The sequence below is a fragment of the Leptodesmis sp. genome, assembly GCF_052746595.1.
The window spans coordinates 3,085-14,045 of record NZ_JBRAGO010000108.1 but is presented as its reverse complement, the minus strand read 5'-3'; the positions used below and the strand labels follow the sequence as shown (position 1 = coordinate 14,045).

The 10,961-nt window shown below is 49.1% G+C and carries 13 protein-coding genes; 5 read left to right on the top strand and 8 right to left on the bottom strand.

What is annotated here, in order from left to right:
- From ACUVQO_RS19145 to ACUVQO_RS19125, 5 genes are all read right to left on the bottom strand, one after another.
- On the bottom strand, nucleotides 1-332 hold a 332-nt coding region (locus tag ACUVQO_RS19145), incomplete at its 3' end, for a nitrilase-related carbon-nitrogen hydrolase (RefSeq protein ID WP_445927430.1).
- Between the two features lie 82 nt (nucleotides 333-414).
- Nucleotides 415-1,107, bottom strand: a complete 693-nt coding sequence (locus ACUVQO_RS19140; protein ID WP_445927429.1) for a Uma2 family endonuclease — start codon at nucleotides 1,105-1,107, stop codon at nucleotides 415-417.
- A 77-nt stretch (nucleotides 1,108-1,184) separates the two neighbouring features.
- Nucleotides 1,185-1,841, bottom strand: a complete 657-nt coding sequence (locus ACUVQO_RS19135) for a DUF938 domain-containing protein (RefSeq protein WP_445927428.1) — start codon at nucleotides 1,839-1,841, stop codon at nucleotides 1,185-1,187.
- Nucleotides 1,842-1,851: 10 nt separating this feature from the next.
- Nucleotides 1,852-2,364, bottom strand: a complete 513-nt coding sequence (locus ACUVQO_RS19130; RefSeq protein WP_445927427.1) for a 50S ribosomal protein L11 methyltransferase — start codon at nucleotides 2,362-2,364, stop codon at nucleotides 1,852-1,854.
- 2 nt (nucleotides 2,365-2,366) lie between these two features.
- Nucleotides 2,367-2,819: a hypothetical protein gene (locus ACUVQO_RS19125; RefSeq protein ID WP_445927426.1), complete on the bottom strand. Its 453-nt coding sequence runs from the start codon at nucleotides 2,817-2,819 to the stop codon at nucleotides 2,367-2,369.
- A gap of 519 nt (nucleotides 2,820-3,338) precedes the next feature.
- Between ACUVQO_RS19125 and ACUVQO_RS19120 the strand changes: the two genes are divergently transcribed.
- From ACUVQO_RS19120 to arsJ, 5 genes are all read left to right on the top strand, one after another.
- A complete protein-coding gene (locus tag ACUVQO_RS19120; protein ID WP_445927425.1) occupies nucleotides 3,339-4,421 on the top strand; it encodes a PstS family phosphate ABC transporter substrate-binding protein in 1,083 nt (360 codons plus the stop codon).
- Nucleotides 4,422-4,504: 83 nt separating this feature from the next.
- Entirely contained in the window at nucleotides 4,505-5,527 is a 1,023-nt protein-coding gene (locus ACUVQO_RS19115) for a PstS family phosphate ABC transporter substrate-binding protein (RefSeq protein WP_445927424.1), read from the top strand.
- A 111-nt stretch (nucleotides 5,528-5,638) separates the two neighbouring features.
- On the top strand, nucleotides 5,639-5,971 hold the full coding sequence (locus tag ACUVQO_RS19110; RefSeq protein ID WP_445927423.1) for an ArsR/SmtB family transcription factor: 333 nt from the start codon (nucleotides 5,639-5,641) through the stop codon (nucleotides 5,969-5,971).
- Between the two features lie 104 nt (nucleotides 5,972-6,075).
- Complete coding sequence (locus ACUVQO_RS19105; RefSeq protein ID WP_445927422.1) at nucleotides 6,076-7,089, top strand: ArsJ-associated glyceraldehyde-3-phosphate dehydrogenase; 1,014 nt, start codon at nucleotides 6,076-6,078, stop codon at nucleotides 7,087-7,089.
- A 188-nt stretch (nucleotides 7,090-7,277) separates the two neighbouring features.
- Nucleotides 7,278-8,540 carry an organoarsenical effux MFS transporter ArsJ gene (arsJ, locus tag ACUVQO_RS19100; RefSeq protein ID WP_445927421.1) on the top strand — a complete coding sequence of 421 codons (1,263 nt, stop codon included), beginning with the start codon at nucleotides 7,278-7,280 and terminating at the stop codon, nucleotides 8,538-8,540.
- A 107-nt stretch (nucleotides 8,541-8,647) separates the two neighbouring features.
- On the opposite strand, the gene ACUVQO_RS19095 is transcribed toward arsJ, so the two are convergent.
- The 3 genes from ACUVQO_RS19095 to ACUVQO_RS19085 all read right to left on the bottom strand — a co-directional run.
- Nucleotides 8,648-8,791: a hypothetical protein gene (locus ACUVQO_RS19095; RefSeq protein WP_445927420.1), complete on the bottom strand. Its 144-nt coding sequence runs from the start codon at nucleotides 8,789-8,791 to the stop codon at nucleotides 8,648-8,650.
- 11 nt (nucleotides 8,792-8,802) lie between these two features.
- Nucleotides 8,803-9,315: a hypothetical protein gene (locus tag ACUVQO_RS19090; RefSeq protein ID WP_445927419.1), complete on the bottom strand. Its 513-nt coding sequence runs from the start codon at nucleotides 9,313-9,315 to the stop codon at nucleotides 8,803-8,805.
- A 99-nt stretch (nucleotides 9,316-9,414) separates the two neighbouring features.
- Nucleotides 9,415-10,961: hypothetical protein (locus ACUVQO_RS19085; RefSeq protein ID WP_445927418.1), on the bottom strand; the 1,547-nt coding region annotated here is incomplete at its 5' end.

The following is a 10,961-nucleotide window of genomic DNA, read 5'->3' as shown; positions in this document are numbered from 1 at the left end:
TAGGCATTCCCGGCCAGAAAAATCTGGTGTTTCTGAGCCAGTTTCCCTAAAGCTTCGTATTCCGGCCCTGACATTTCAATACAAGCTTTGTCAGCCCAGGCGGTGAGCGATTCTCCCAAGGGAAAACCGGTCAAAAAATACTCTGGCAATACTACTAACCGACAATCCGGCCCAATGAAGGCAAGACTGGCGGCAATCTGGGGGGCAATTCGGGCGATCGCCTGTTGCATCAGAGCCTGGGCTTCAGCGCGATCGCGGGCATGATTAACAGCGGCAGCCGTTACCTGAAGCGCTAAAGCTCGGAATGAATCTGTCCTGGCGGAAGCTTCCATATGGGGGTGAGCAGCAATTTTTACTGTTAATCATAAGGCATCCCTCTCCCCCAACCATCTCACAATCCGGCTGGCTCTGGAATTATTCCTGCAGTTTCAATTGCGATTGAACAAAGGCTTGATGAGCTTCAGAGTTAATCCCTTGCTGAAGGACAGCTAAAACTTGCCGCATCTCGCCATTCAGTAGCGCGTTAACAGCCAGGTGCAGCCCAGGAAAAATCTGACTACTCAATACTCCCGCTGAATCCGGTGCTTGCAGCCGATATTCCCCTTCCTGCAACCCATACCAGCGAAACTGCCGCTCTTGCACCAACCAGACCAGATATTCCCGCACCCCATTTCGTCGGTAAGCCCGTAATTTGTCATGCAAATCATAGGAGGCGCTACTGGCTGCAATTTCCACAATCAATTCTGGTGCCCCTTCAATGTAATCATCCTCACTGATGCGAGATTGCCCTCCCCAGGCTTCCTCAATTCGGAGGATGGCATCCGGTTGGGGCTCATTGTCTAAATCCAATCGGACAGTGGGATTGTCTCCCAGCATAATACCGGGTGTTGCAGCTTCGTATACTCCTAACCAGGTGATGATTTTGCCATGCGGATTCGCATGTTTTCTGATCCGAACTGGGGATGCCACGTAAACCACTCCTTCAATCAGTTCAGCTTTTTCCAGATGGGGCATAGCGGTGTACCGCCGCTCAAATTCGGCTCGGCTGAGGCGATCGCCGCTCTCCAGAATTGGCAATTCACGAATCGCTGGCCCATTAGATTCCATGTTCAGCCCTCCTGACTATCTGAAATGGTTCCGCCCTAAGTATGTCTATGATAATTGACGGTAAAAGGCAGGAATCCTTAGTCTTGCGTTCGTTGAAAGATCACAGAGAGGTTATTCGCTGGCATGGCTACTGTTTTTACCAAAGCCAGATGGTGGGTTTGAGCGATAGCAACGACATCCTCTAAATTTCGGACTCCCCACTCTGGATTCTGCATCTGGAGACTGGCATCAAAGGCTTCATTACTCGGTGCAGTATGGTTGCCAGCCTGTTTGAATGGCCCGTAAAGATACAAGATGCCCTTGGGAGGTAACAGACGCTTTGCTCCAGCCAGCAGCCCCAGGCAGGCACGCCAGGGCGCAATGTGAATCATGTTGATGTTGACGATCGCCCGGATGGGATGCTGCTGCAAATCCAGGTCTTGCAAGGCTTCCGGTAAAGGCTGCTGCTCTAGGGGCCAAATCGGATCGCATGCATCCAGCGCGATCGGCGGATACAAATTCTCAGCAGGACACTGTTCCCTCCAGGCGGCAATACTTGCCCGTGCCATGGGATTTGGATCGGACGGAATCCAAAGACGGGGCCTTAACCGGGGCGCAAAAAAAACCGCATGTTCTCCCGTACCACTGGAAATTTCCAACACCGTACCGGATGCTGGCAGAACCTCTGACAACACTGCCAGAATGGGTTCCCGGTTGCGCTGAGTGGCAGGGGCAAATTGGCGAGGATCATTCATAATTCAAAATTCATTGAGTCGTCAGTCGGAATACGATCGCGACCCATTCATCTAACCGCTCACACTCTACAACTGCAAACCCTTCTTGGGCAAAAGCGGCTGTAATTTCTGGTTCATAATCTGCAGTAAAACCTGCTGCAATCAGCCATCCACCCTGCTCTGAGCAGCGGAGAGCTTGCCGGAAATCGGCGGCAAGCGCCATGTGAACTCGGGCGAAGATATTGGCCGCAATCAGATCAAACTGATTGCGGGCTGCCAATCTGGATACAGTCTCAGCCACCTCGCCTCCCATCCAGTGCCCTAGTTCACAGCCCTGACCCAAACTACCTTCCAGAACTGTCACTTGCGAGGCAACCCCATTCAATTCCACAGTAGTCTGGGTGGATGCCACAGCGATGCGATCGTTGTCCAGGGCGACCACCTGTGCCCCCAGTTTTGCAGCAGCTACCGTGAGAATGCCTGACCCGGATCCCAGATCCAAAACGTTCATTGAAGGGATGACATACCGTTCCAGGAGTTGCAAACTCAGGCGAGTTGCCGGATGAAAGCCACTGCCAAAGGCAAGAGTTGGTTTAACCAGATCAAAATTTCGGAGGCCGACCTCGGCTCGTAGGAAGCCGCAAATGGTGAAACGACAAATCGGTTGCCAACTCGAGTGATCGGGGAGTTAAATTTTGAGGCAGCAGGCTTTTCTGACACAACAGTTTTTTCTGGAAGCGTGATCATTCCAGTTCGATACAAAGAAGAAAATAAGTTACAAATTTTTTCCACATCAAAATGAGAGACATCAGAAAGATAAAGATGCACCATAAATGAAAAATTAAGTAACTCACGATCGCGATAATTGAAGCGATCGCAGGAAGATTCATCTAATTCTTGAATTTGAATGTCACCTGTATAATTTTCCCCTGCCAGCAATGTATATATCCAATCCACTGCCTCATTCGTAGCTTCAAAGCTTAACTCTGTCCATGCCATTACGTTGTTCCTGTATGCACCACCATGACTTCAATGCTTAGCTCGTAAGGACTTTTGCCAGTCCATCAATTTCGGTTGTTCCCTGATCGACTGACAAATCTTTTGCGTTGTCGCCCGAACCACCTTCACCCTAGCCCTCACTCAAGTTGGAAGAGGGAACTGGAATCGGATCTCCCCCTCCCGCTCTGGGGGAGGGGTTGGGGGTGAGGACGAGAGAGTTTTGTCAGTCAACTAGCGGTTGTTCCTAATTTTTAGATTCCTGCTAATGCAACCTCAGGAGGGATCCATAGTCATAACATGACTATCAGGGTAATTCATCAATTTTTATTGAGTTAATTTTTCTTACATGTATTTTAGAACACCTGGTCAAATCATATTTTTTTGAAATGATGAAACTACTTCCTTGTCCTGGACGCGCTGAAGAAATGATTTTTTTGAGAACGCGGCGATAATTTTATCGGTTTGCCTGCAAGGAGGCTGCAGTCTTCAAAACACTCTGTTGCAGGGTAAGTCTACTCTATGCTAGCGGGTACGAATAGAATCTTTAGTCAGTTATTAGCATCTTTCGCCATTCTGGTAATCACGCTTCCTGGCTGCACAATCGATCAGGCGAACAGTTCAGGTTCCTCGCAACGCGCCATTAGCACAGAAATTAAAATTGACGGTTCCAGTACGGTTTATCCCATCAGTGATGCAATTGCTAAGGAATATGTCAGAGTTAAAAGCGGCACGAAGATAGAGATCAAGTTCTCTGGTACCAGCGCGGGATTTGACAAATTCTGTGCCGGAGAAACCCAGATTAGCAATGCCTCACGCCCTATCCTGTTACAGGAAGCTAGAGTCTGTGCCAACTCTGGTGTTCCCTTTATTGAATTGCCGATCGCCTTTGATGCGCTGACGATAGCAGTCAATCCTCAAAATGATTGGGCCAAAGACATTACCCTCGATGAATTACGGACAATTTGGGAGCCAGCGGCGGAAGGCAAGATTAACAACTGGAATCAAATTCGTTCCTCCTATCCCAACCGACCGCTAAAACTGTTTGGTGCAGGGCAGGATTCTGGTACCTATGACTATTTCAATGAAGTCGTTATCGGTAATGCTGATGCCAGCCGCAGAGATTACACCAGTAGTGAAGATGATACTGTGTTGGTAAGTGGGATTGAAAAAGACCCTAATGCCTTAGGCTATATCCCTTTAGCCTACTTTGAGGCAGCTCAAGGTAGGCTCCGAGCATTAGGAGTTAATAATGGGCAAGGGGCAGTGCTGCCCTCCCGTGAAGCCGTTATAAATGCTAAATACCAACCATTCTCACGACCATTATTTATCTACGTGAATGCGAAAGCAGCTCAAGAGAATCCGAAGCTGCAAGAGTTTGTTGAGTATTACTTGACCCATGCTGGACGAGTGTCTAATACGGTTGGATATATTCCACTGCCAGCAGAGGCATACCGTTTAGCCAGCATTCAATTCACAAAAGGTGAGATTGGTACTGTCTTTGAAGGAGTGCCCCAACCCAACGTCACCATTGCAGAATTGCTTCGCCGACAAGCCGTTTTTCAACTAGCTGAGGAGCAAAGAACTAAACTTGAGCCAAAATAATACCCACCTTTGGAGTACGTAGGAGAAATCCATTAATGCTTCACAAAACGCTTATTAAACCAGGGCTATCCTTTTCTGCGATTGTGGCAACACTCGTGTTAGCTGCCTGCGCCTCTCCCCCCCAGCCCGAACAGAAAACGTTAATTGGGTCGCCTTCTGGAAAGATTGTGGCAGATGGATCCAGTACGGTCTACCCGATCACTGATGCCGTTGCCACAGCTTTTCGGGCCACACCAGAGGGAGCAAACGCCGATATTGAAGTTAAATTTGCAGGTTCCACGGCAGGATTTCGGCGATTTTGTGCTGGAGAAACAGACATCAGTAATGCCTCCCGCCCAATTTCTAAGGAAGAGCTATCAACGTGCGTCAACAATGGGGTTGCTTTTATCGAGTTACCCGTAGCTTTTGATGCCCTGACTATTGCGGTCAATCCCCAAAACTCCTGGGCCAAAGACATGACCGTTACTGAACTGAAGCAAGTTTGGGAACGAGCTGCGCAGGGCAAAATTACTAACTGGAATCAAATTCGATCGTCCTATCCCAATCAACCTCTCAATTTGTTTGGCGCTGGGGCCGATTCTGGCACTTTCGATTACTTCAACGAAGTGATCACGGGTGGGAGAAACAACGCCCGGTCTGACTATGTGGCCAGTGAAGATGACAACGTTCTTGTACAAGGAATTCAAAAATTTCCGGGAGCACTGGGGTATATTCCTCATGCGTATTACGTAAAGAACAAGAATGCTGTCAAAGCACTCCCGATCGACAATGGTAAAGGGGCCATTCCGCCGAATGATGAGAATATCAAAAATGCTTCTTATCAGCCCCTGTCTCGCCCCCTGTTTATTTATGTCAACTTCAAAGCAGCTCAGGACAAGCCAAAACTACGGGCGTTTGTAGAGTTCTATCTAAAACAAGCACATACATTAGTGGAAAGCATAGGCTATTTACCCTTGCCACAGGAGGCTTACCGACTGGCAGACATTCAATTTACCCGAGGCGAAATTGGTACGGCTTTTCAGGGGATTCCAGAACCAAACATCACAGTGGCTGAGTTGTTACGTCGGCAGACCACATTCCAGGCAGAACAAGCCAGTAAGCCATAAATCTGGTGCCATTGTTGCAGAATGTGTGCCCAGAGTTTGTAGGGGCATGACAGATGGGAGGCGATATTTTAGGATCAGTTAAATCAAGCAAAATTGATGAAAGTATTCTGAATGAGAAAGGCTATCTCCCTCCCATCCGAACTTATCGTAGCTGGTTTTCATGCGCTTGCAGAGCCGCTGCGAGTCAAAGTTTTGGAACTCCTGCGGGAGAATGAGCTTTGCGTTTGTGATCTTTGCGAGGCACTGGATGTTGCCCAGTCTAAGCTATCGTTTCACCTCAAAACCCTGAGGGATGCTCAATTAGTCCGATCACGTCAGCAAGGGCGCTGGATTTACTACAGTCTCAATTTGCCTCAATTCGTTGTCCTGGAGCAGTATTTATCAGAGTTTCGTCGTTATAGTCCTATGCTGCCTGCTCGTCCTTGCACTGACGACGATCAGTAGCTGAATTGGGCCACTCACAAGGCACGCACAAGGATTGATTTGGTGTTGTTTTACCCAATCAAGATTTTTTGATAACATCAGTCTATTTTGAAATTGGAGGAATAATGGCTGTACGGGTTGGAATCAATGGATTTGGTCGAATTGGACGGCTAGACTTGCGAGCCGCCTGGGGGTGGCCAGAGTTCGAGTTTGTTCACATCAATGAAGTGAAGGGGGGGACTGCAGCAGCGGCTCACCTGTTGAAGTTTGATTCTGTTCACGGACGGTGGGCACCGGAGGTGACTGCTGGGGAAGATCGCATTTACATTGATGGTCAGCCGCTGACCTTCTCGGAATATGCCAAACCCGGTGATGTCCCCTGGGATGATCTGGGGGTAGATCTGGTGCTGGAATGTTCCGGTAAATTTCGGACACCGGAAACGCTTGACCCTTACTTCAAACGGGGGGTGCGTAAAGTGATTGTGGCGGCTCCAGTGAAGGAGGGTGCGTTAAATGTGGTGATGGGGGTAAATGATAACCTGTATGATCCTGCTAAACATCACCTGTTGACAGCCGCTTCCTGCACCACTAATTGCCTTGCCCCTGTGGTCAAGGTGATCCATGAAAGCATTGGCATCAAGCATGGAGTAGTGACCACGATTCATGACAATACCAATACCCAAACCCTGGTGGATGCTCCCCACAAAGACCTGCGACGGGCACGGGCTTCGGCACTGTCGTTAATTCCTACGAGCACAGGATCGGCCACGGCGATCGGACTCATCTATCCAGAACTCAATGGCAAACTCAATGGTCTGGCGGTGCGAGTTCCTCTGCTTAATGCCTCTCTCACCGATTGTGTGTTTGAGGTTATGCGCCCAACTACAGTGGCGGAGGTGAATCAATTGTTGAAACAAGCCGCAGAGCAGCAGCCACTGCAAGGCATTTTGGGCTATGAGGAGCGCCCGTTGGTATCGATTGACTACCTGAATGATCCACGTTCTTCCATTGTGGATGCCCTATCAACTATGGTTGTGGATGAAACCCAGGTCAAGATCTATGCCTGGTATGACAACGAATGGGGTTATTCCAATCGCATGGTGGAACTAGCTAAGAAAGTTGCACTCAGCCTGAGTTAGAAGGTGTTTGAAAAGTATCCGGCGGTTAAAATCGCGACTACACCCACCTAGTCTGCTGACACAGACTCAAAAAATCAAGGTTTCCAGCAACCTGCGTCAGCAGGTTTTCTCCGTATAGCTGCGACTTCAGTCGCTAGGGTGACAAAGAGACAGGCCTTTAAAACATCTCTCTTAAGAGGTTCCCTATCATGACTTCAACGACTGCTGCTAACGCCAATTTGAAAAACTACGCCCTCGTGACGCTAGCCTACTGGGGGTTTACTCTCACCGACGGCGCCCTGCGAATGTTGGTGTTACTGTATTTCAACGAAATTGGCTACACCCCAATTCAAATTGCCTTTTTGTTCCTGTTCTACGAAGTCTTTGGCATCACCACCAACTTTTTAGGTGGCTGGATCAGTTCTCAGTTAGGCTTGAAAGTTACGCTTTACAGCGGCATTGGGCTACAGGTGTTTGCCCTGCTGATGTTGTCTTTTCTGAACCGGGACTGGCCCCAGTGGTTTGCAGTGCTGTATGTGATGACCTCACAAGCCTTTTCGGGGATTGCCAAAGACCTGACCAAAATGAGTTCCAAGAGCGCCATCCGACTTGTGGTGCCACGGGAGGCGCAATCCTCATTATTTAAGTGGGTGGCCGTGCTGACAGGATCAAAGAATGCGTTAAAGGGGGTCGGGTTCTTCCTGGGAGCGGCTTTATTAGCTGCGTTTGGATTTGTCACGTCCCTATGGATTATGGCAATTGGATTGATCTTGATTCTGTTCACTGGGGTGATGCTGCCTAAAGAGATGGGCAAGATTAAGGCTAAGGTGAAGTTTACTCAACTTTTCTCCAAGAGCCGTGAGATCAATATTCTGTCAGCCGCTCGCTTCTTTCTATTTGGGTCGAGAGACGTTTGGTTTGTGGTAGGATTGCCCGTCTTTTTGCAAAGTGTGTTGGGCTGGTCGTTCTATCAGGAAGGGGGCTTTTTAGCCTGTTGGGTAATTGGCTATGGGATCATTCAGTTTTTAGCGCCCACCTTGCTCAGACGTTTCGGTAATGGGGAACCGCCTAAGTCGAAAACGATTCAGTTTTGGACTGGAATTCTCACGGCAGTGCCTGCCAGTATTGCGATCGCGATGCAACTTCAGGCTCCACCGGATGTGACGATCGTGGTGGGATTGATGATCTTTGGCGTTGTGTTTGCCTTTAACTCAGCGGTGCATTCCTATCTTGTGCTGGCGTTTACGGATGATGACAAAGTGGCACTCAACGTCGGTTTCTATTACATGGCGAATTCCGGTGGACGGTTGATTGGCACGGTGCTGTCGGGGGTGATTTATCAACTGTATGGCCTGGTCGGTTGCCTGTGGGCTTCGTCACTGTTCGTATTGGCTGCCTGGGTAATCTCGCTCAAACTGCCTGATCCTCAACCCATTAAGGCGATCGCCTGGCAAGCAGGCGACGGAGATTAACCGGGTTTTCTCTGCTGATTTTTCCCTTCCCCTTAGCCTAACCATAACTCTGAAAGGTTCTACGCGCAGTTCCCGCATAATTTCAATCTGTCCAAACCAATAGATTTTCAGTTCGGAGGTTCGGTGTTGAGGAAATTTTTTCTGTCTTTCTCCTGTACGTCAGGGCCGCTGATGCGATAATCTTCTGGGTCTTCGCCAATCTCGCCGACGAAGGAGAAGGAGCGGATCAGGTTGAAGATTTCGTGGCTCATGTCCTGTAATGTCAGGGAGGGAGGAAGAATCTCGGTCTGCAGGGCATCGTGTTGCAGTTTTTCAAACTCCTGCTGTAAGTAGCGATCGCCCTCCGGTAGCCGGTAGTGAACAACGTCCAGGCATCGAACTTGATCTGGTAAATGTGACCGACGTAGGGGGAGAGTTTTTCGTAATTAGGGTTTTCGTTCCAGGCTTCGATCGGGTTAGCCGGACGACTGCGAATGGCGGTCATCTGGGCCTGCATCAGGTGCATGATGTAAGACTTGCCCCCACCCCAACCACCCAGAATGCCGACAGCCATTGGCCGCTCCAGATCGCGCATCAGCAATAACCCCGATAGGGCATTGATCTCATCTTTGAGGTCGAGTAGGTCTCTACCCTGGGCCGCATCGTTGCGGAGGGTTCCGCCTTGCAAGGCATCGCGGTAGCCTCGCGCCAGGAGGAAGAGGGCACGATCGTACAGCTCTCTAGAAATCAACCGACCCAGGGCTAGCTCCCGGTTCACTTCGCGGTTAATCCGCATGGGCAGGTGGGGGACGAGGGCCAGCAGGATGTCACGACGCTCAATTTTGATTGAAAAAGTTTCTGTTTCGTTATTGGTGTCTTCAGTCGTTTCAGATGGTTAGTCGATATGAAGCGATTCCGCAAGTTTAATAATTCTGGGGAGTAGCTCTGGCATGTCGATCGCCAGTTGACTCAGCTGCTCAATTTTATGAACGAGAGAGTTTAGGTTAAGTGCATCGGTAAGGGCAGCATTGAAAATTTCAGGTTCGGGAAACTTTTGGGCCAGAGCAACACGAGCACTGACCCGATGGTAGTGGTCGCGAATATCGCCAATGACGTTAATGGCTTCAATTCGCTGCCAGCATTTCAGACTTGGAATCAGGCATTGTAGGTATAGTGCTTGCAGATAGGAGTTTTCGTTCAGTTCCCCGATCGCACGTAAGGCACTCGTTTGCAATCCACGGGTTCTGGAACCCACAGGATGACGGGCGATTTCCACCAGGGCTTCTGTTCTGAGATACGGCCCCTCAATTTCTTCATGTAGGCTCAGAATCTCTGAGATGGCAGAGGAATCAGAATTACCAATCAAGGACAACTGAATTTTGACTTTTAGCAGGACACGGTAATCATCTCCCTGGTAATGCTCAAGCAACGCCTCAACCTGCTGAGGGAAGTCAGGTGCTAGAGCCATTAGCACTTCAGCCTGATACCCTGGATCTTCAAGCTTTTGAAGCGTTTCAAAAAAGGTTGCCTGTGTCGTTTCTGCGGAGTGTTTGAGTAGGGGAGCTAATCGACTAAAGATATCAGAAACCGCTCGTTCATAGGAGAAATCATCCCGTTTGGTAGCACCGAGTCCAATAGTTAATAGAATTAACCTGCTGTAACCGTCTTGATAGAATTGGTTCTCTGGCTCTGCTGCTTTTGTTGAGGTTAAGGTTGTCTTGTGTTCGGCTTGGGTGATGAGAGCGGTTGCTAGAGAACTCAGTACTCTCGACTGAAGTTGAGGCAATGGCAAGGTTTCGACCAGCTTCAATACCGCATCGAAGCAGTCAATCTCTAAAAAGGGTGTGAGCGTTTCCAGAGCTGAAGTACGGTGGTAGGGATTTTGAATAGTGGTTTCAATCAGTCTGATGGCTTCTGCAAACTGGGCTGAGGGGAGATAGGGAGCCAGATTGCTGAGAGTCTCGGCACGAAAGCGATCGCCCTTGATTTCAGACTCAATTAACTTCAGCACAGCGGGAAACCGACCGGGAGCGAGTCGTGGAATCAGGGCACTGAGAAATTTGGTTTTGTCTTCATCACTGGATAGGTACTGAACGATTTCCAAGGCAATTGGATGTCTGTTACCAGGTATAAGCAGAATGAAGTCTTCTGTGAAATGACTTGCTGGGTAGGCAAGAATCTTAGCTGTTTCAGCCGTATTTAATGTAGTGTCTAGGAAAGACTTCAAAGTAGTTTCTAAAAAAGGCTTTAAAGAAGTTGGGGTGATGATTTTGGCGATCGCACTCAAGGTCTGGCTGCGGGACTGTGGATCTGAGATCGTTCGAGCCGCATCCAGTGCCTCTCTTAGCACTTCTAAGCAGTCTGTCTCGGACAACTGAGCAGCGATTGCACTCAAGGTCTGGCTGCGGGACTGTGGATCTGAGATCGTTCGAGCCGCATCCA